Annotated in this window: 16 protein-coding genes; 7 read left to right on the top strand and 9 right to left on the bottom strand. The window is 68.3% G+C overall.

Going from position 1 to position 19,724, the window contains the following annotated elements; translation table 11 throughout:
• Nucleotides 1–1,623, bottom strand: a complete 1,623-nt coding sequence (locus tag D514_RS32185) for an FAD-binding oxidoreductase (RefSeq protein WP_201764755.1) — start codon at nucleotides 1,621–1,623, stop codon at nucleotides 1–3.
• Between the two features lie 20 nt (nucleotides 1,624–1,643).
• Between D514_RS32185 and D514_RS32180 the strand changes: the two genes are divergently transcribed.
• The 3 genes from D514_RS32180 to D514_RS32170 all read left to right on the top strand — a co-directional run bounded on the left by D514_RS32180 (nucleotide 1,644) and on the right by D514_RS32170 (nucleotide 4,506).
• Entirely contained in the window at nucleotides 1,644–2,222 is a 579-nt protein-coding gene (locus D514_RS32180) for a TetR/AcrR family transcriptional regulator (protein ID WP_017830496.1), read from the top strand.
• Nucleotides 2,219–3,670, top strand: a complete 1,452-nt coding sequence (locus D514_RS32175) for a glycerol-3-phosphate dehydrogenase/oxidase (RefSeq protein ID WP_017830495.1) — start codon at nucleotides 2,219–2,221, stop codon at nucleotides 3,668–3,670. Before D514_RS32180 ends, D514_RS32175 begins: the two co-directional genes overlap by 4 nt.
• Before the next feature lie 140 nt (nucleotides 3,671–3,810).
• The gene (locus D514_RS32170; RefSeq protein ID WP_036323634.1) at nucleotides 3,811–4,506 is read left to right on the top strand and encodes an SPFH domain-containing protein; all 696 of its coding nucleotides are present in this window, start codon (nucleotides 3,811–3,813) and stop codon (nucleotides 4,504–4,506) included.
• Between the two features lie 29 nt (nucleotides 4,507–4,535).
• Here the strand turns inward: D514_RS32170 and dxs are convergent, their stop codons facing one another.
• The 5 genes from dxs to dut all read right to left on the bottom strand — a co-directional run bounded on the left by dxs (nucleotide 4,536) and on the right by dut (nucleotide 11,417).
• Nucleotides 4,536–6,476: a 1-deoxy-D-xylulose-5-phosphate synthase gene (dxs, locus tag D514_RS32165; protein ID WP_017830493.1), complete on the bottom strand. Its 1,941-nt coding sequence runs from the start codon at nucleotides 6,474–6,476 to the stop codon at nucleotides 4,536–4,538.
• 168 nt (nucleotides 6,477–6,644) lie between these two features.
• A complete protein-coding gene (locus D514_RS32160; RefSeq protein WP_017830492.1) occupies nucleotides 6,645–9,479 on the bottom strand; it encodes an aconitate hydratase in 2,835 nt (944 codons plus the stop codon).
• A 153-nt stretch (nucleotides 9,480–9,632) separates the two neighbouring features.
• Complete coding sequence (locus D514_RS32155) at nucleotides 9,633–10,367, bottom strand: DUF3159 domain-containing protein (protein WP_017830491.1); 735 nt, start codon at nucleotides 10,365–10,367, stop codon at nucleotides 9,633–9,635.
• On the bottom strand, nucleotides 10,364–10,951 hold the full coding sequence (locus D514_RS32150) for a DUF3710 domain-containing protein (RefSeq protein ID WP_017830490.1): 588 nt from the start codon (nucleotides 10,949–10,951) through the stop codon (nucleotides 10,364–10,366). The genes D514_RS32155 and D514_RS32150 overlap by 4 nt, the downstream gene beginning before the upstream one ends.
• Nucleotides 10,944–11,417, bottom strand: a complete 474-nt coding sequence (gene dut / locus D514_RS32145) for a dUTP diphosphatase (protein ID WP_051056601.1) — start codon at nucleotides 11,415–11,417, stop codon at nucleotides 10,944–10,946. The genes D514_RS32150 and dut overlap by 8 nt, the downstream gene beginning before the upstream one ends.
• 12 nt (nucleotides 11,418–11,429) lie before the next feature.
• On the opposite strand from dut, the gene D514_RS32140 reads away from it, so the two are divergent.
• Complete coding sequence (locus D514_RS32140) at nucleotides 11,430–11,894, top strand: DUF3093 domain-containing protein (protein WP_017830488.1); 465 nt, start codon at nucleotides 11,430–11,432, stop codon at nucleotides 11,892–11,894.
• 75 nt (nucleotides 11,895–11,969) lie between these two features.
• On the opposite strand, the gene D514_RS32135 is transcribed toward D514_RS32140, so the two are convergent.
• Nucleotides 11,970–12,263 (bottom strand): DUF4193 domain-containing protein, encoded by a 294-nt coding sequence (locus tag D514_RS32135; RefSeq protein WP_029259298.1) that lies wholly within the window; start codon nucleotides 12,261–12,263, stop codon nucleotides 11,970–11,972.
• Between the two features lie 198 nt (nucleotides 12,264–12,461).
• On the opposite strand from D514_RS32135, the gene sepH reads away from it, so the two are divergent.
• Nucleotides 12,462–13,511: a septation protein SepH gene (gene sepH, locus D514_RS32130; protein ID WP_017830486.1), complete on the top strand. Its 1,050-nt coding sequence runs from the start codon at nucleotides 12,462–12,464 to the stop codon at nucleotides 13,509–13,511.
• Between the two features lie 32 nt (nucleotides 13,512–13,543).
• Here the strand turns inward: sepH and D514_RS32125 are convergent, their stop codons facing one another.
• The gene (locus tag D514_RS32125) at nucleotides 13,544–14,614 is read right to left on the bottom strand and encodes an alkaline phosphatase family protein (RefSeq protein ID WP_017830485.1); all 1,071 of its coding nucleotides are present in this window, start codon (nucleotides 14,612–14,614) and stop codon (nucleotides 13,544–13,546) included.
• A 95-nt stretch (nucleotides 14,615–14,709) separates the two neighbouring features.
• On the opposite strand from D514_RS32125, the gene D514_RS32120 reads away from it, so the two are divergent.
• The gene (locus tag D514_RS32120) at nucleotides 14,710–17,151 is read left to right on the top strand and encodes a DNA topoisomerase (ATP-hydrolyzing) subunit A (protein WP_017830484.1); all 2,442 of its coding nucleotides are present in this window, start codon (nucleotides 14,710–14,712) and stop codon (nucleotides 17,149–17,151) included.
• A 42-nt stretch (nucleotides 17,152–17,193) separates the two neighbouring features.
• On the opposite strand, the gene D514_RS32115 is transcribed toward D514_RS32120, so the two are convergent.
• Nucleotides 17,194–19,317 carry a type IIA DNA topoisomerase subunit B gene (locus tag D514_RS32115; protein WP_036323631.1) on the bottom strand — a complete coding sequence of 708 codons (2,124 nt, stop codon included), beginning with the start codon at nucleotides 19,315–19,317 and terminating at the stop codon, nucleotides 17,194–17,196.
• Nucleotides 19,318–19,494: 177 nt separating this feature from the next.
• On the opposite strand from D514_RS32115, the gene D514_RS32110 reads away from it, so the two are divergent.
• Complete coding sequence (locus D514_RS32110) at nucleotides 19,495–19,713, top strand: hypothetical protein (RefSeq protein WP_017830482.1); 219 nt, start codon at nucleotides 19,495–19,497, stop codon at nucleotides 19,711–19,713.
• The last annotated feature ends 11 nt before the right edge of the window (nucleotides 19,714–19,724 follow it).

Here is a 19,724-nt window from a genome sequence, read left to right as displayed (position 1 = left end):
TCAGCGCGACCGCTCGATCGGGATCACGGCGCCGGGGTTGAGCACGCCGGCAGGATCGAGCTCGCGCTTGATGGCGGCGAGGATCCGGATGCCGGTCTCGCCGATCTCCTCACGCAGCCAGGGCGCATGATCCCTGCCGACCGCGTGGTGATGGCTGATGGTTCCGCCCGACGCGATGATCGCATCATTGACGCGCGACTTCACGGGCTCCCACACCCCGAGCGGATCGGAGCGGATCCCCGCGAGGACGGTGAAGTACAGCGACGCCCCGGTCGGGTAGATGTGGGACACGTGGCACATGACGTACGACTTCGCCCCGGCATCCGCGAAGCCGCCCTTGAGAGCCCCTTCGACGGCCGAGCGCAGCCTCTGCAGGTTCGACCACGTGGTCGCGGTCTCCAGCGTCTCGCAGAAGACTCCGGCGTCGAGCAGTGAATCCCTCAGGTAAGGACCGTCGAAGCGGCCCTTCAGCCAGTCCTCCGCCGCCCCCTCCCCTGCCGAGATGCCACCGGCGGCAGCCAGCTGCACGCTGGCACGGGCTCGACGCTCGTCGATCCCGTCGCCCTCGTACACGGTCACCACACTCGCGCCCTTCGAAAGCGCCTTGCCGATCTTACCGACCTGCGCGAGGCTCACCGCCGTCTCCGCTTCGTCGGACAGTCGGATGACGGTGGGTCCGTTGCCCTGCTGCGCGACACGACGCAAACCCTCGGCTCCGCTTGCGAAGTCGGGAAAGGACCAGGACTCGAAGACACGCTCGCGGGGAATCGGATGCACCCGCACCCGCACTTCGGTGATGACGCCGAAGATGCCCTCCGACCCGAGGAACACCCTGATCAGGTCGGGACCCGCCGCCGAGCCGGGCGACCGTCCGAGGTCGATGTCGCCGGTCGGCGTCGCCACGCGGATTCCCGTCACCATCGCGTCGAAGCGCCCGTTGCCCGCTGAGTTCTGTCCCGACGACCGCGCTGCGGCGAAGCCGCCGATCGTCGCGTAGCGGAAGCTCTGCGGGTAGTGGCCGAGCTCGAGCCCGTGCGCGGACAGCAGTGCCTCCGCCTCGGGCCCAGTGGTGCCGGCGGCGAGCACGGCCTCGCCGCTGATCACATCCAGCCGGACCACACCGCTGAGACGCCGCAGGTCGAGACTCACCACCGCGTGATGCGCGCCCCGCTGCGGGTCGAGTGCGCCGACGACACTCGTGCCGCCGCCGAAGGGGATGACCGCGATTCCGCGCGCGACGGCGACGTCGAGGCAGGCGCGCACCTCGTCGTGGTCGGCGGGACTCACGACGGCGTCCGGCGCGTCCTGCCGTGACGCGCGACGACGCAGGAGGTCGGGGGTCGAACGGCCTCCGGCATGGCGGATACGCGCCTCAGCGGTGTCGTCGACGTGCGCGCGGCCGACAGCGTCGGCGAGAGCTGCGTGGTCTTCGTCGGACAACCGTGAAGGCGCCAGCTGCACCTCGGCCAGCGTGGCTGCCGGCTCGGGCCTGCGCACACGCCCCAGCAGCATCGGGAGCAGCGCGCGCACGGGCAGGGGCAGGTCCTTCGCCTTGGCAGGGTCGCCCCAGCCGTTCCACCTCATCGACGGGTCCGCATCGACCCTGCCATTGTCTGGGCTCATGCGTTACAGTTTGACACATCATGGAAGAACGTCAACCTCTGTGGGATGCGACGCAGACGAGGATCCTCGATGCCGCCGACGCGCTGATCGAGCGCCGTGGCGTACACGGGGTCACCATCGCCGAGCTCGCCCGCCGCGCCGACCTCAGCCGTCCGACGATCTACCGCAACTGGAGCGATGCCGACGACGTCGTCCGCGCCGCGCTGCTGCGCCGCGTGGACGGCATCCTGAGCACCTTCTCGGCGGACGCGCGCACGAGGACCGCTCTCGTGGACGACGTGCTGCGCTTCACGACACTGTTCCGGAGCGACCCTGTCTACGGGCGGCTGCTCGCCGACGAGCCCGAGGCCTTCACGCGGTACACACTGCAGCGCGTGGGATCGAGTCAGCGCATGATCCTGCGCTGGCTCGCCAGGGCCATCAGTTCCGCACAGGGTGACGGATCGGTCAGGCCCGGCGAGCCGCAGGAGATCGCGGTCATGCTGCTGCTCATCGCGCAATCCGCTGTCCTCTCGCACGGCACGGTGGCCGACCTCATCTCCGAAGCCGCGTGGGAACGCGAACTGCGCGCCGCACTCGACGGGCTGCTGCGCCCATGAACGGGGCATCATCCGCGCTCAACGTCGCGCGACGGAGGATCGATCTCGCACTCGCGGCCGATGAGCACGCCGACGTTCTCGTCGTGGGAGGCGGCATCACCGGTGCGGGAGTCGCGCTCGACGCAGCATCGCGGGGCCTCCGCGTGACGCTGATCGAAGCGGATGACCTCGCTTTCGGAACCAGCCGGTTCAGTTCGAAGCTGGTGCACGGCGGCCTACGCTACCTCGCGACGGGCGACATCGCGACCGCGAAAGAGAGCGCACACGAGCGTCATCTCCTCATGACGACGATCGCGCCGCACCTGATCCGCCCGCTCGGGCAGCTGCTGCCGTTCTCACACGGCGTCACCCTCCGCCAGCGCGCGGCAGGCGCGGTCGGGATGGCGCTGGGTGATCTGCTGCGGATGCGCGCACACACGCCTCGCAGCGTGCTGCCGGCCCCGGTGCTCGTGTCGGCACGCACCGCTGCTCGGCTGGCGCCCGCTCTCGATCCGCACGGTCTGCGCGGGGGCGTGCTGTCCTACGACGGCCAGCTCGTCGACGATGCGCGTCTCGTCGCGACAGTGGCGCGGACCGCAGCGGGCCTCGGCGCCCGCATACTCACCCGGGTCCGTGCGGTGGTGCTGCGCGCGGACGGTGCCACCGTCGAGGAGACGACGACGGGTGAACGATTCGACATCCGCGCACGTGCCGTCATCAACGCGACCGGGGTGTGGGCGGGCACGCTCGATCAGGCGATCGGGGTGCGACCGAGCCGAGGCACCCACATCGTGCTCGATGCCGCCGACCTCGGAACTCCTTCGACGGCCCTCACGATCCCCCACGAGGGCTCGATCAGCCGCTATGTGTTCGCGCTGCCGCAGGCATACGGTCGCGTGATCGTCGGGCTCACCGACGAGGACTCTCCCGGTGCCGTGCCGCGGGTGGCGCAGCCGACGGAGCCGGAGATCGACTTCCTCCTGCGGAGCCTCAACCGCGTGACCGCCGCACCGATCGGTCGCGATCAGGTGCGAGGGGCCTTCGCGGGCTTGCGGCCGCTGGTCGACAGCGGTACGGACTCGAGCTCCGACGTCTCACGCAGGCACCTGGTGGCGATGTCAGAGGCCGGGTTCGTCACTGTTCTCGGGGGAAAGCTGACGACGTATCGGCGGATGGCCGAGGATGCGGTCGATCTCGCAGCTCGGACACGGGGCCTGCAGGCGGCATCGAGTCGAACGGCGTCGTTGCGACTCGTCGATCGCGTGATCCCCTCCTCACCGGAGCTGCTGGACGAGACGACGGGACTGACCGCCGGTGAGGTCGAGTACGCCGTCCGTGTCGAGGGGGCGATGACCGTCGACGACGTGCTCGACCGCCGTACGCGCGTCGGTCTCGTCGATGCGGATCGCGAACGCTGCCGGGGGGCGGTGGAGACGCTCGTCGCTCGCACTGTCGCCGACCTCGTCTGAGCCCGTCCCACGGCGGATCGGGACCGGGGCGTATCCACCGCACAGCATCGCGGAGAACGCGCGGGGAACAGCGTATGAACTCCCCCGGGCCGAGCGCCTCCACGACACTCCCGCGTGCCGCGACCCTGCACAGTGGTGTCATGGACATGCTCTTCACGATGCTGGGCGGCAAGGGGATGTCGGGGCTGCTGAAGACCGGCACGGCGATCCTCACCACGCTCCTGGTCCTCCCCGCTCTCCTGAAGCTCTTCATCGTCACCGTCGATGAGGGCTGGGCAGCGATCCGGACCCGCAACGGCAAGCCGATCATCCGCAACCGTCCACAGCGACGGCCGTCGGCCCGCGCAGGCGCCGTCGGCGAGGTCGTGGTGCTGCACCCGGGGTCCCACGGCGCCTTCCCGCTGTTCTACTGGTACAAGCTCGTCGATGTCCGCTGCCGCGCGACGGATCTGCCCGCGCGCGAGATGACCGGATCCAGCGGCCATCAGCATCGCGTCCATGCCTCCTTCGAGTGGCGCCCCATACCGACGGGAAGCGATCTGCGGGTCTTCGAGCTCGATGTGGTCAACGTCAAGGAACGCGCATCGAACATCGTCGGCGCGGCGCTGAGGGATGTGATCCGCGGGCTCGAGGGGGCCGAGCTGCCGCACAACGACGAGATCAACACCCGCGTCATCGCAGCCAGCGCCGAGGAGGTACGCCGTGCCTGCGGCGTCGAGCTGGTGCGCGTCATGGTCACCGGCGACGCCCTCACGGACGGTTACCTGCTCTCGACGGCCCTCCGTGACGTCGACCGAGGCGCGCAGGCCGTCGCGGCCCTGCACGCGCTGAACTGACGGCGGCGGCGCCGACATCCGTTCGGGCGTCAGTGCCGCTCGTGCAGAGGGATGTCGATGGTTCCGCCCTCCCCCGCGTGACGTGCCTTCGGAATGCGGGTCCCGAGCACCTGCGACACGATGTCCTGCGCGATCTTCGGCGCTGTGAGACCGGCGTCGGAGAGAATCTGATCACGCGAGGCGTGGTCGATGAACTCGTCGGGCAGCCCCAGCTCGTCCACCGCGGTGTCGATCCCGGCCTCCCGCAGAACCTGGCGCACACGCGTGCCGACGCCCCCGACGCGGATGCCGTCTTCGAGCGTGATCACGAGGCGATGATGCGCCGCGAGCTCGACGATCGAGGGCTGCACCGGGATGGCCCAGCGCGGATCGATGACCGTCGCACCGATCCCCTGCGCGCGGAGCCGCTCGGCGACGTCGAGAGCGAGTTCGGCGAACGGGCCGATGGCGACGATGAGGACGTCTTCGGACTCACCGCGGGCGAGCACGTCGACTCCGTCGCTCAGGCGTTCGATCGCCGGCAGATCGGCGGCGACCTCTCCCTTCGGGAACCGGATGACGGTGGGGGCGTCCTCGACATCGACGGCCTCGCCGAGGGCTTCGGTCAGGCGCGCACCGTCGCGAGGCGCGGCGATGCGGATGTGCGGGACGATCTGCAGCATCGCGAGATCCCACATGCCGTGATGGCTGGGACCGTCGGGGCCGGTGACCCCTGCCCGATCGAGGACGAAGGTCACCCCGGCGCGGTGCAGGGCGACATCCATCAGCACCTGATCGAAGGCGCGCCCCATGAAGGTGGCGTAGAGGGCAACGACGGGGTGCAGGCCCCCATATGCCAGGCCGGCCGCGGACGCGACCGCGTGCTGCTCGGCGATGCCCACGTCGTAGACCCGATCGGGGAAGCGCTCGGCGAACGGCGCGAGCCCGGTCGGGCGCAGCATCGCAGCCGTCATCGCGATCACGTCGCTGCGCTGCTCGCCGATGGACACGAGCGCATCGGAGAACACATCCGTCCAGCCTCGTCCGCCGGAGGAGAGCGTCTCGCCGGTCGTCGGATCGATCTTGCCGACGGCGTGGAACTGATCGGCCTCGTCGTCGCGAGCAGGCTGGTAACCCCGCCCCTTCTCGGTGATCGTGTGGACGATGACAGGGGCCCCGTAGGACTTCGCCAGCTCCAGCGTCTCCAGGAGTGCGGGCAGGTCATGTCCGTCCACCGGGCCGAGATACTTGATGTCGAGGTTCGAGTAGAGGGCCTCGTTGTTCGTGAAGCGCGAGAGGAAGCCGTGCGTACCTCCACGGACACCGCGGAACACCGCACGCCCCACGGGACCGAAAGCCCGGAAGAGGCGGTCAGAGCGCTGGTGGAGGTCCTTGTAGGCCGCCGCCGTGCGCACGCGGTTGAGGTATCGCGACATGCCGCCGATCGTCGGTGCATACGAGCGCCCATTGTCGTTGACGACGATGACCAGGTTGCGGTCGTTGTCGTCGGAGATGTTGTTCAACGCCTCCCAGGTCATGCCACCGGTGAGTGCGCCGTCGCCGACGACCGCGACCACGTGCCGGTCTGCGCGACCGGTCGCCGTCAGCGCCCGCGAGATGCCGTCGGCCCAGCTGAGCGAGCTGGAGGCGTGCGAGGACTCCACGACGTCGTGGGGGCTCTCCCCCCGCTGCGGATAGCCGGCGAGGCCGCCTCGGACGCGCAGTGCGGAGAAGTCCTGGCGCCCGGTGAGGAGCTTGTGCACGTAGGACTGGTGTCCGGTGTCGAAGATGAAGGGATCGTCCGGCGAGGAGAACACGCGGTGCAGAGCGATCGTCAGCTCGACGACACCGAGGTTGGGTCCCAGATGGCCGCCCGTCCGGGACACGTTCTCGACCAGGAACTCGCGGATCTCCGTGGCGAGCTCCGCCAGCTGCTCTGTCGAGAGCGCATCCAGATCACGGGGTCCTGAGATGCTCGGAAGAATGGGCATCTGCACCTCCTCACAGGCTCCGTCACAAGCGCCCGACGAGGGTGCGGACGTCTCTAGATCCTACCCCGAGACTCCGGGAAAACCCGGAGGGCGCCGGCCCCTTGACAGGAAGGGATGACGCGATGAGGGGGCTCGGATCCGAAGATCCGAGCCCCCTCATCCGTGCGATCAGACCAGCGAACGCAGCACGTACTGCAGGATGCCGCCGTTGCGGTAGTAGTCGGCCTCGCCGGGGGTGTCGATGCGGACGACCGCGTCGAACTCGACCGGCTGCTTGCCCTCGGGCGAGTTCTCGCTCGGGATCGCCGTGACCTGGACCGTCTTGGGCGTGACGCCGTTGTTGAGCTCTTCCAGACCCGAGATCGAGACGATCTCGGTGCCGTCGAGGCCCAGCGACTCCCAGCTCTCGCCGGCGGGGAACTGCAGCGGGACGACGCCCATGCCGATCAGGTTCGAGCGGTGGATGCGCTCGAAGCTCTCGGTGATGACCGCCTTGACGCCCAGCAGGCTCGTGCCCTTGGCCGCCCAGTCGCGCGACGACCCGGAGCCGTACTCCTTGCCGCCGAAGATGACCAGGGGCGTGCCGGCTGCCTGGTAGTTCATGCTCGCGTCGTAGATGTACGACTGCGGGCCGCCCGGCAGGGTGAAGTCACGCGTGTAGCCGCCCTCGACCACCTGTCCGTCGTTGACGGCCGCGACCATCGCGTTCTTCAGACGGATGTTGGCGAAGGTTCCGCGGATCATGACCTCGTGGTTGCCTCGACGCGAGCCGAAGGAGTTGAAGTCCTTGCGGTCGACGCCGTGTTCCGTGAGGTACTGGGCCGCAGGCGTGCCGGCCTTGATGTTGCCGGCGGGCGAGATGTGGTCGGTGGTCACCGAGTCGCCGAGCGTCGCCATGACGCGTGCACCCTCGATGTCCTTCACCGGGGTGAGCTCCATCGTCATGCCCTCGAAGTACGGCGCCTTGCGCACGTACGTCGAGTTCTCGTCCCACTGGAAGATGTCATCGTCCGGAGTGGGCAGGCTGCGCCAGCGCTCGTCACCGTCGAAGACCGTCGCGTACTGCTTGATGAACTGCTCACGCGAGATCGAGGAGTCGACGAGCTCCTGCACCTCTGCCGGCGTCGGCCAGATGTCCTTGAGGAAGACGTCTTCCCCATCGGTGCCCTTGCCGAGCGCGTCGTTCTCGAAGTCGAAGTGCATCGACCCGGCCAGCGCATACGCGATGACCAGCGGCGGGCTGGCGAGGTAGTTCATCTTCACGTCGGGGCTGATGCGCCCCTCGAAGTTGCGGTTGCCCGAGAGCACGGCCGTGACGGCGAGATCGTGCGAATTGATCGCCTCGGACACCTCTTCGATCAGCGGACCCGAGTTGCCGATGCAGATCGTGCAGCCGTAGCCGACGGTGTAGAACCCGAGGCCCTCGAGGTCCTTGTCGAGTCCGGACTTCTCGTAGTAGTCGGTGACGACCTTCGAGCCGGGGCCGAGCGTGGTCTTGACCCACGGCTTCTGCTTCAGGCCCTTCGCGAGCGCCTTGCGTGCGACGAGACCGGCGGCGATCATCACCGACGGGTTCGACGTGTTGGTGCACGAGGTGATGGCCGCGAGCGTGACGGCACCGTTGTCGAGGATGTACTTCTCCCCCGACGGCGTCGTGACGGGCACGGGCTTCGAGGCGTTCGCCGGGGCGCCGCTGTTGATGTGCACCGGACGCGTGGTCGGCTCCTCGTCGCCGGGGGCCTGACCGGGGTCGGACGCCGGGAACGAGTGCTTCGACTCGAGGTCGACGATCGAGTCCGAGGTGGACGGCGAGGCGTAGCTCAGGATGTCCTGCTCGAACTGCGACTTCGCCTCGGAGAGGAGGATGCGGTCCTGCGGGCGCTTCGGGCCGGCGATCGAGGGCACGACGGTGCCGAGATCGAGCTCGAGGTACTCGCTGAAGGTGGGCTCGTGCGCGGCGTCGTGCCAGAGCTTCTGCTCCTTGGCGTACGCCTCGACGAGCGCGACGGCCTCTTCGCTGCGGCCGGTGAGGCGCAGGTACTCGAGGGTGACGTCGTCGATCGGGAAGATCGCGGCGGTGGAGCCGAACTCCGGCGACATGTTGCCGATGGTCGCGCGGTTGGCGAGCGGCACCGAGGCGACGCCCTCACCGTAGAACTCGACGAACTTGCCGACCACACCGTGCTTGCGCAGCAGGTCGGTGATCGTGAGCACGACGTCGGTCGCCGTGACCCCGGCGGGGATCTCGCCGGAGAGCTTGAAGCCGACGACGCGCGGGATGAGCATCGACACGGGCTGGCCCAGCATGGCCGCCTCGGCCTCGATGCCGCCGACGCCCCAGCCCAGCACGCCGAGGCCGTTGACCATGGTGGTGTGCGAGTCGGTGCCGACGCAGGTGTCGGGGTATGCGCGGAGCACGCCGTCGACGTTGCGGTCGTAGATGACCTTGGCCAGGTGCTCGATGTTCACCTGGTGGACGATGCCGGTTCCCGGCGGGACGACCTTGAAGTCGCTGAACGCGGTCTGGCCCCAGCGCAGGAACTGGTAACGCTCGCCGTTGCGCTCGTACTCGATCTCGACGTTGCGCTCGAGCGCGTTCTCCGAGCCGAACAGGTCGGCGATCACGGAGTGGTCGATGACCATCTCTGCGGGCGAGAGCGGGTTGATCTTGTTCGCGTCGCCGCCGAGCGCCGTCACGGCCTCGCGCATGGTGGCGAGGTCGACGATGCAGGGCACACCGGTGAAGTCCTGCATGACCACACGGGCCGGCGTGAACTGGATCTCGGTGTTCGGCTCGGCCGCGGCATCCCACGACCCGAGCGCTTCGATCTGCGCCTTCGTCACGTTCGCGCCGTCCTCGGTGCGAAGCAGGTTCTCGAGGAGAACCTTGAGACTGAAGGGGAGCTTCTCGAAACCGGGCACCGTGTCGATGCGGAAGATCTCGTAGTCGGTGCTGCCGACTGTCAGGGTGCTCTTGGCACCGAAGCTGTTCACCGTGGACACGGATCCGTCTCCTTCTATTCGGATGGGAGCGACAGGCGCCTCCATCTTGCTCGCCAGCAAGCCCCTGCGGCTAGCAAGGCGGCCCTAACCAGTCTGCTCCGCACAGCTCACCGGCGAAAGCCTGCGATTTATCTTGATGTCAAGATAAATCTATCACGCCTCCGGAGCGTCCTCGCTCGCGGGCTCGCGCGGGTGGAGAGCGCGAACGACGAGCCAGGTGACGGCGATCAGCGGCGCGAAGAGCGGCAGGCCCATGATGAGCTTGAGAGTGCCGAGCGCCGTGACATCTCCGGCGAGATAGAGCGGCAGCTGCACGGCCAGACGCGCGAAGAACAGCGCGGCCCAGGCGATCCCGAGCCAGAAGTAGGCACGACGTTTGCGGCGGTCATTGCGCCAGGTGGTGCCCTCCCCCATCAGGAATCCGACCGCGAGGCCGATCAGCGACCACCCGATCAGAGCGGAGACCAGGATCACCGATCCGTAGACCGCGTTCGTGATGAGTCCGGGGACGAAGTTGTCGGCGCCGCGTCCGGTCCACAGCGCCAGCGCCGCTGCCGCACCCGCGGCGACGAGACCGCCGAGAGCTGCCGAGGGCGGTGACTTCTGAGCGAGCCGGATGATCGTGAAGACCGCCGCGAGACCGACCGAGATCCCGAGCGAGAGGATCAGCGGCTCCGGGCGGATCGTGAAGATGACCACGAACGCGAGGCTGGGCAGCACGGACTCGAGGATGCCGCGCCACCCGCCCATCGCGGACCAGACCACCTTGTGCGTGCTCGAGCTCTCGGCGGGGTCGAGGCCGGCGCGACGCGCGGCGCCTCCGAGAGCCTGCCCGAGAATCTCGGAGGTGCTCTTGTCTCGTTCGGGTCCGGGCTCGGGAGCGCTCACGCGGAACCCGGGGTCGCCGGCATCTTAAGCGGGATCAGGTCACGCGGAGGCATGGGCGATCCGCCACGGACCACCACGATCGAACGGAAGAGGTCTTCGACCTTCGCAGCCGCATCCGGATCGGAGGCGCCGGCGCCACCGATCACACCGCGGAGGAACCAACGAGGACCGTCGATGCCGATGAAGCGCGCGAGGCGCAGCCCGGATCCCTCCGCCGCGGTGGCGGGCACCTCGGCGAGGAGCTCCTTGCCCAGCGGGCCTTCCCTCTCCTCCACACGGCCGCCCTGCGCCTTGACCTGGTCGCGCAGCTGCACACGCGTCTCGTCCCACAGCCCGCCGGTGCGCGGGGCCGCGAACGGCTGCACCTGCAGCGAGGAGTCCGCGTAGTCGAGACCGACCGCCACGATGCGCTTGGACTGCTCCTCGACCTCGAGACGGAGGTTCAGGCCCTCTCGCGGAAGGATCTTGATCCCGCCGAGGTCGATGTACGGGCGGACGGGGTTCGCCTCGGAGTCATCGAAGGGACCGTCGGTGGCACGATTCAGCGGTGCCGACTTCGAAGGGGTCTCGTTGTTGTCAGTCATTGGCCTGTCCTGCTTCGTTCTGGTGGGTCGCTGCCTGATAGCCGGTGGATCCGAATCCTCCGGCACCGCGGACGCTGTCCGGCAGCTCGTCGACGGGGATGAACGTGGCGCGCGTGACGGGCATGATGATCAGCTGCGCGATACGATCGCCGACGGCCACATCGTACGCGCTCCGGGTATCGGTGTTGATCAGGCTCACCTTGATCTCGCCGCGATAGCCCGCGTCGACAGTTCCGGGCGAGTTCACGATCGAGATCCCGTGCTTCGCCGCCAGCCCGCTGCGCGGAACCACGAACGCTGCGTACCCCTCGGGGAGGGCGATACGCACGCCCGTCGGCACGAGTGCGCGCTCCCCCGGCTCGAGGTGCACGGCTTCCGCCGCGATCAGATCGGCACCGGCATCGCCCGGATGCGCGTACCCGGGCACCACTGCAGCGATAATGGGGATATCAACGGAATCGGTCACCCCATGAGGCTAATGCAGAACCCCGCCACAGACACACGCCCCCGCTACCGCGAAAGGCTCTCGCCGAGCCTCTGGTTGCTCGTGACCGTCGCGGTCGCCGGCCCGATGGTCTCGCTCGTCTTCGTGCCGATCGGCTCGACCGTCGCGCTCGTGCTCGGCGCGGCCGTGTCGGCTCTGCTGGTGCTGGGCTTCATCGCCGCCGCCCCGGTCGTCTCCGTCGTCGGCTCCGTCTTGCACGCAGGCCGCGCACACATCGACACCAGGCATCTCGGCGACCCCGTGGCCCTGACCGGCGAAGAAGCTCGTCACGCCCGCGGCCCGGGGCTGCCGGCACGTGGGTGGCACCTGATCCGCGGCGGCATCGACGGCATCGTCGTCGTTCCGAACCTCGACCAGGACGACCCGGTCGACGCCTGGACGATCTCGACCCGCACGCCCGACCGCCTGGCCGCGGCGATCCGCGCTTCGCGCGACTGAGACGCTTCCCACAGACGACAGCGCGCCCCTGACCGGAGTGGTCGGGGGCGCGTGATACGTCGCTCGGAGGACTGCTTACGCAGCGCACTCCTTGCAGATGGGCCCGGATGCGCCCTCGTGGTCGAGCTGTGAGCGGTGCTTCACGAGGAAGCAGCTCATGCACGTGAACTCGTCCTGCTGCGCGGGCAGCACGACGACGTCGAGCTCGAGGTCGGAGAGGTCGGCACCCGGAAGGTCGAAGCTCGACGGGTTGTCGGAGTCTTCGTCCCCGCTTGAGCCGGAGAGCTTGTCCGGCACACGCTCCTTCAGGGCTTCGATCGACTCGGAGTCGTCTTCGCTCTTTCGGGGGGCGTCGTAATCGGTTGCCATGCGGTAGATCTCCACTTTCATGGTGCGAGTGGGTGGTGCGCCGTCGGGTATTCGGCGGCCATAGTTTGCACGACCAAACGACATAACGCAAATGCTCGTCCGTGCGACGGAGGAAACTCACGGCACGCCCAGGGTATTCCCGGGCCTGACGCCCCGCACGTGACACCATGAACGGACACCCATCAGAGGGGCATTCGCATGGAAAACGTCACCATCGTCGGCACAGAAGCAGGAGTCCTCGTACTCGCGACCGAGTCGGGCGAGCGGTTCGCGCTGCCCATCGACGACATGCTGCAGCGCGAGATCCGTCGCGCCACGCGTCAGAGCGAGCCGACGGCCCAGAAGCTCGCCGCGAGCCCGCGCGACATCCAGGCGCAGATCCGTGCCGGCCTCACGGCCACAGAGGTCGCAGAACTGCTCGGCATCGGCGTCGACGACGTCGCACGGTTCGAAGGCCCGGTCCTCGCCGAGCGCGAGCATGTGATCGGGCAGGCGCTCGCCGTTCCCGTGCTCATCGGCAGCGAGGTCGAACCCGATGCGCAGCCGACCTTCGGCGTCGCCGTGCGGGCCAAGCTCGCCGAGATCGAGGCCACGTCCGAGCGTTGGGCGAGCTGGAAGGATGACTCCGGCTGGATCATCAAGCTCGAGTTCACGGCCAACGACGTCGATCACGATGCGCGCTGGAGTTTCGACCCTCGCCGCAGTGCTCTCTCGCCGCTCAACGCCGACGCCACGCAGCTGTCGCGGCAGGGTTCGCTTCCTGAGGGCCTCATCCCCCGCCTGCGGGCCGTGGACGCCGACCGGATCACCTCGCCGTACAAGGACGAGAGCCGCTTCGACTCCGGCGCCTTCGGGCCACGCCTGCTGCCGGCGCCCGATGCGGAGATCGAGGACCCGTCGTTCCCTGAGCGCTCCGACGCCGCCGCGCAGGATGCGGCGATCAAGCGCGCGCCCGCAGCGCAGACGACGAGTCCGGAGACCGCCGATCTCCTGGAGGCGCTTCGCCGACGACGCGGCCAGCGGGAGACGGCGCCGCTGCTCGACGATGTCGAGGACGCAGAGCGCCCCGAGCCGAGCCCGATCTCCCTCTTCGAGGCTCTCGAGCAGCCGGATGACGAGCCGGAGCCGCAGCAGCCCGCACCGCGTCCGTCAGGTTCGGACTCCAGTGACTCCAACGGCCGACGACGCCGCCGGAACGCGATGCCCTCCTGGGACGAGATCGTCTTCGGCGCACGCACCGACGAGTGACGCCGGCCTGATCGCGGCTTCCCCGATCGACGTCAGCGCGAGAACGCGCCGAGCCTGATCACCGGCACCTGCCGCTCCTCGGGTGTGAGCGCGCCGTGCTGACCGATCATCCCTCGTCCACGCTGGTCGGCAGCCGTGCCGTCGTAGACGGCCCAGGTTCCGCGGGCGATCGCGAGCACATCGCCGATCCGCGACGAGGCCGCCTCGGTGACCGTCGGGCCGAAGAGCCCCGCGTGCACAGCCTCGTCACGGGTCACGACGTCGGCCACCCCTTCGAGGTCGGCGCGCCATCGTGCGGTCACCGCGGCCGCGTCCGCCTCGGGCTGCAGGTAGGCGTGCAGCATGCGCGGCTCTCCCCCGATGTGACGGATCCCCTCGAGGTGCGTCTCCTCCAGAACCACCTGTCGATTCGGCGCCACGTCGACCATCCCGTGATCCGATGTGACCACCACGCCGACGCCGGGGGGCACGCGCGCAGACACGGCGGCGTCGACGTCCTCCAATGCAGCGACCCATTCCGCTGAGGCGATGCCGTGCTTGTGTCCGGCCTTGTCGACCTCGGGAAGATAGCAGTACACGAGAGAGCCCGGATGAGTCTGAGCGAGCTCGTACGCCGCTTCGATGCGAGCGCGCGCTGTGGTCGCCGCGACGAACTCGGCCCCGCGGAGCGTGGCCTTGGTGAAACCGCTGTGGGCGTACCCGGCGAATCCGACGGCGAAACTCGCGTGACCGTCGCGGATCGCTCGTTCGAAGATCGTGGGCGCCGCTTGCCACGTGAGGGGATCGATCCCGTCCGTCTCCCAGCCGCTGAGCTGGTTCACGAGCACATCGCGGCTCGGATCGAGCACGCGATAGCCCACGAGACCGTGCTCCCCCGGCCACACGCCCGTGACGATGCTGGTGAGCGACGCCGCCGTGGTGGACGGGAACACCGACTGCGCGACGTCTTTCCTCGCCATCCCCGACGTCAGAGCCCGTGCGTGCCCGGCATGCCCGCGCAGACTGATCGCGCCGAGGCCGTCGATCACGACGAGGACCACCGAATCCGCGCGCGGCAGCAGCTCGGACTCGCCGCGCAGAGCGGCGAACAGGTCGTCCGCCACCCCGACGACACTCCGGGAACTCGGCGGCGCGGACGGTAGCATGAAGGACATCCGAGCCAGTCTGACACAGGCTCCCGTATGCCCTCAGGAAGTCCATGCCGAAAACCCCGCCGCCCGAGCCTGTCGAGGAGCGCATCCAGGACATCGACCTCTCCACCGAGATGCAGGGCTCGTTCCTCGAGTACGCATATTCGGTGATCTACTCGCGCGCTCTGCCCGACGCGCGCGATGGTCTCAAGCCCGTGCAACGCCGCATCCTCTACCAGATGGCGGAGATGGGCCTTCGCCCCGACCGCGGGCACGTCAAGAGCGCGCGCGTCGTCGGCGAGGTGATGGGAAAGCTGCACCCCCACGGCGACTCCGCGATCTACGACGCCCTGGTGCGCCTCGCCCAGGAGTGGGCCCTGCGCGTTCCCCTGGTCGACGGGCACGGAAACTTCGGCTCCCTCGACGACGGGCCCGCCGCGGCCCGCTACACCGAGGCCCGGCTCGCGGCCGCTGCCCTGGCGCTCACTGAGAACCTCGACGAGGATGTCGTCGACTTCATCCCGAACTACGACGGTCAGTTCCAGCAGCCCGCCGTGCTGCCGGCGGCCTTCCCCAATCTCCTGGTCAACGGTGCGAGCGGTATCGCCGTGGGAATGGCCACCAACATGGCGCCGCACAACCTCATCGAGGTGGTCGCGGCGGCCACGCACCTGCTCGAGCACCCGGATGCGACCACTGAGGAGTTGATGGAGTTCGTTCCCGGGCCCGACTTCCCCTCCGGTGGAATCCTGATGGGACTCGACGGCGTCAAAGACGCCTACACCAACGGACGCGGGGCTCTGAAAGTCCGGGGCAAGACGTCGATCGAGCCTCTCGGCCCCCGGCGCACCGGCATCATCGTGTCGGAGCTGCCGTACATGGTCGGTCCGGAACGACTGCTCGAGAAAATCCGCGACGCGGTGCAGGCGAAGAAGCTGCAGGGCATCAGCGACGTCACCGACCTCACCGACCGCAATCACGGGCTGCGCGTCGCGATCGGCATCAAGACCGGCTTCGACCCGAACGCGGTGCTCGAACAGCTCTACCGCCTGACCCCGTTGGAAGACTCCTTCAGCATCAACAACGTCGCCCTGGTCGAGGGCCAGCCGCGCACGCTCGGCCTCAAGGAGATGCTGAGCGTCTACGTCGGCCACCGCCTCGAGGTCATCACCCGTCGCAGCCGCTACCGCCTGAAGCGTCGCGAGGAGCGTCTGCACCTCGTGGAGGGTCTGCTCATCGCGATCCTCGACATCGATGAGGTCATCCAGGTCATCCGCTCGTCCGACGACTCGGAGCAGGCCCGCGCGCGGCTGCGATCGGTCTTCGATCTGAGCGAGCTCCAGGCGGAGTACATCCTCGAGCTGCGTCTGCGCCGTCTGACGAAGTTCTCCCGGATCGAGCTCGAGACCGAACGCGATGCGTTGCTGGCCGAGATCGCTGCCCTCCGCGAACTCCTGGGCAGCCCCATGCTGCTGCGCGCCGCTGTGGCCAAGGAGCTCGACGCCGCAGCCGAGGCGTACGGCACCCCCCGGCGCACGCTCCTGATGAACGCCGCTCCTCCCAAGCCCCGCGCCACCAAGGGCGCGGTCGACCTGCAGATCGCGGATGCACCGACCGTGCTCGTGCTCTCCACCACAGGTCGCACGGTCCGCGTCGACCTCGGCGAAGGTCAGGAGCTCTCCGTCCCCGCCAGGCGCAGCAAGCACGACGCGATCCTGACGACGGTCGAGACCACGGTCAGAGCCGAACTCGGAGCACTCACCAGCCTCGGCCGCGTCGTGCGCTTCTCCCCCGTCGACCTCCCGTCCGTGCCCGCCACTTCCGTGCAGCTCGCCGCCGGCACCCCGCTGCGCGACTACCTCGGCATCACGACCAAGGGTGAGCGCGTGCTCGGGTTCGTGCGTTTCGACAGTGAGACGCCGATCGCGCTCGGCACGGCGCAGGGCACGGTCAAGCGCATCGTTCCCTCCAGCCTGCCTGTGCGTCCCGACCTCGAGGTCATCGGCATGAAGCCGGGAGACACGGTCGTGGGAGCGGCTGAGGCACCGGACGACGCCGAGCTGGTGTTCGTGACGACCGACGCCCAGCTGCTGCACTTCCCGGCGTCGGCGGTGCGCCCGCAGGGAGCACCGGCCGGCGGAATGGCGGGAGTCAAGCTCGGCTCGGGGGCATCCGTGCTCTTCTTCGGCGTGGTCGATCCGTCTGCGGATGCCGTCGTCGCCACGGTGTCGGGAGGGGAGAGCATCCTCCCCGGCACCGACCCCGGCCGGGCCAAGGTGTCGTCGTTCGCGGAGTACCCCGCCAAGGGCCGCGCGACCGGTGGCGTCCGCGCGCATTCCTTCTTGAAGGGCGAGGACCGGTTGACGGTCGCCTGGGTGGGGCCGAACCCTCCGCACGCGGTCGATCCGACCGGTGCCGTGCGCAAGCTCCCCGAAGCGGGAGCACGCCGCGACGCCTCAGGTCAGCCCATCGACGGCGTCATCGGCAGCATCGGCCGCACACTCGTCTGAGCGATCCGGAGGCTGCGGGTCACCGCCGGCCTCCGGATCTCCTCACGCGTCGATCGACTCGCGCGACAGCCGGTCGGAAGAGTCGATGATGAACTCGCGACGCGGAGCGACCTCGTTGCCCATCAGGAGCTCGAACACGCGCCCCGCGGCCTCCGCATCCTCCATGCGCACACGACGCAGAAGACGACCGGAGCGGTCCATGGTGGTGTTCGCCAGCTGCTCGGCATCCATCTCGCCGAGACCCTTGTAGCGCTGGATCGGCTCGTGCCAGCGCTTGCCCGCCTTGCGAAGCTTCGCCAGCAGCGTGTGCATCTCCTGCTCGCTGTAGGTGTAGATCGTCTCGTTCGGCTTCGATCCGGGGTTCATCACGATGATTCGATGCAACGGCGGTACGGCGGCGAACACGCGGCCGTGCTCGATCAGCGGTCGCATGTAGCGGAAGAACAGGGTGAGCAGCAGGGTACGGATGTGGGCACCGTCGACGTCGGCATCGCTCATCAGGATGATCTTGCCGTAGCGCGCCGCGTCGATATCGAAGGTCCGCCCTGAGCCGGCCCCGATGACCTGGATGATCGATGCGCACTCGGTGTTCGAGAGCATGTCGCCCACCGAGGCCTTCTGCACGTTGAGGATCTTCCCTCGAATCGGCAGCAGCGCCTGGAACTCGCTGTTGCGCGCATTCTTGGCGGTACCGAGCGCCGAGTCGCCCTCGACGATGAAGAGCTCACTGCGGTCGACCTCGTTGGTGCGGCAGTCGACGAGCTTCGTCGGCAGAGTCGACGACTCCAGTGCGTTCTTCCGACGCTGGGTCTCCTTGTGCGCACGCGCCGAGACGCGTGCCTTCATCTCGGAGACGACCTTGTCCAGCAGCTGGGACGCCTGGTTCTTGTCGTCGCGCTTGGTGGAGCTGAAGCGCTGCGCCAGGTCCTTGCGGATCACCTGGGCCACGATCTGCCGGACCGCAGGGGTGCCGAGGATCTCCTTGGTCTGCCCCTCGAACTGCGGTTCGGGCACGTTGACCGTGAGCACGGCCGTCAACCCGGCGAGGACGTCGTCCTTCTCGAGCTTGTCGTTGCCGACCTTGAGACGGCGGGCGTTCTGCTCGACCTGCGCGCGGAGCACCTTGAGCAGCTCCTGCTCGAAGCCCTGCTGATGGGTTCCGCCCTTGGGCGTCGCGATGATGTTGACGAACGAGCGCACCTTGGTGTCGTAGCCCGTTCCCCACCGCAGTGCGATGTCGACGGCGCACACGCGCTCCACCTCGGTGGCGATCATGTGTCCGTCGGCCTGCAGGACCGGAACCGTCTCCTTGAACGTTCCCTCACCCTGGATGCGCCAGTTGTCGGTGATCGGCGGGTCGACCGCGAGGTAGTCGACGAACTCCGAGATACCGCCTTCATAGAGGTAGGAGGTCACGGTCCCGGGGGAATCCGCGTCCTCGGAACCGAGCTCCGGGGCGTCAGGACGATTCGTGCGCTTGTCGGCGACCTCGATCTCGAGCCCCGGGACCAGGAAGGCGGTCTGACGGGCGCGCGTCTCCAGCTCGGACAGCTGGAAGGCCGCATCCTTGGTGAAGATCTGCCGATCGGCCCAGTAGCGCACCCGGGTGCCGGTCACGCCGCGGGGCGCCTTGCCGATCACCCGCAGTTCGCTCTTCTCCTGGAACGGTGTGAAAGGAGCGTCCGGGCGCTTCTCCCCGGAGTCGGCGAAGATTCCGGGCTCGCCGCGATGGAACGACATCGCATAGGTCTTGCCTCCGCGGTCGACCTCGACGTCGAGGCGCTCGGAGAGCGCGTTCACCACGGAAGCGCCCACACCGTGCAGACCACCGGATGCCGCATAGGATCCGCCACCGAACTTGCCGCCGGCGTGCAGCTTCGTGTAGACCACCTCGACACCGGTCAACCCGGTGCGCGGTTCCACATCGACGGGGATGCCGCGACCTCGGTCGTGCACTTCGACGCTGCCGTCGGCATGCAGGATGATGTCGATCTTGGTGCCGTTGCCGGCGACCGCCTCGTCGACGGAGTTGTCGATGATCTCCCAGAGGCAGTGCATGAGCCCGGGCGAGCCGTTGGACCCGATGTACATCCCTGGGCGCTTGCGGACGGCCTCGAGGCCTTCAAGCACCTGGAGATGATGGGCGGAGTACTCGGCATTCACAATCTCCGAGTCTAATCTCGTGAGCTCCCCCGACTCCGCAGACACTCCCCGCGGGAGGCCACTCGGCGGGGTCGCGTACGCGCTGAGCGAAACACGCCGCAAACCGGGCATGCGTACAGGTGGAGCGTGGTTGTATTGACCAAATCCCCCAGCGAAGCCGACACCCGAGGAGGCACCGAGATGAACGCAACGACCGAACGTGACACCTCCACCGTCGAGTTCCGCCTGACAGCCATGGATCGTTGTGATTCCTGCGGCGCTCAGGCGTACATCGCCGCTGAGGTCAACGGATCCGAGCTCCTGTTCTGCGCCCACCATGGTCGCAAGTACGAAGAGAAGCTCCGCACCATCGCCACCAGCTGGCACGACGAGACGGCCCGCCTCGTCGAGACGGTCTGATCGCGTCCTGA

The sequence above is a fragment of the Microbacterium sp. UCD-TDU genome, from assembly GCF_000340625.1.
GTDB classification, from domain to species: domain Bacteria; phylum Actinomycetota; class Actinomycetes; order Actinomycetales; family Microbacteriaceae; genus Microbacterium; species Microbacterium maritypicum.
This window is presented reverse-complemented; position numbering and strand designations above follow the sequence as displayed.

Coding starts and splice junctions, on each gene's coding strand:
- D514_RS32185 (WP_201764755.1), bottom strand. CDS start 1,623: ATGAGCCCAGACAATGGCAGGGTCGATGCGGACCCGTCGATGAGGTGG.
- D514_RS32180 (WP_017830496.1), top strand. CDS start 1,644: ATGGAAGAACGTCAACCTCTGTGGGATGCGACGCAGACGAGGATCCTC.
- D514_RS32175 (WP_017830495.1), top strand. CDS start 2,219: ATGAACGGGGCATCATCCGCGCTCAACGTCGCGCGACGGAGGATCGAT.
- D514_RS32170 (WP_036323634.1), top strand. CDS start 3,811: ATGGACATGCTCTTCACGATGCTGGGCGGCAAGGGGATGTCGGGGCTG.
- dxs (WP_017830493.1), bottom strand. CDS start 6,476: ATGCCCATTCTTCCGAGCATCTCAGGACCCCGTGATCTGGATGCGCTC.
- D514_RS32150 (WP_017830490.1), bottom strand. CDS start 10,951: ATGACTGACAACAACGAGACCCCTTCGAAGTCGGCACCGCTGAATCGT.
- D514_RS32140 (WP_017830488.1), top strand. CDS start 11,430: ATGCAGAACCCCGCCACAGACACACGCCCCCGCTACCGCGAAAGGCTC.
- D514_RS32135 (WP_029259298.1), bottom strand. CDS start 12,263: ATGGCAACCGATTACGACGCCCCCCGAAAGAGCGAAGACGACTCCGAG.
- sepH (WP_017830486.1), top strand. CDS start 12,462: ATGGAAAACGTCACCATCGTCGGCACAGAAGCAGGAGTCCTCGTACTC.
- D514_RS32120 (WP_017830484.1), top strand. CDS start 14,710: ATGCCGAAAACCCCGCCGCCCGAGCCTGTCGAGGAGCGCATCCAGGAC.
- D514_RS32110 (WP_017830482.1), top strand. CDS start 19,495: ATGAACGCAACGACCGAACGTGACACCTCCACCGTCGAGTTCCGCCTG.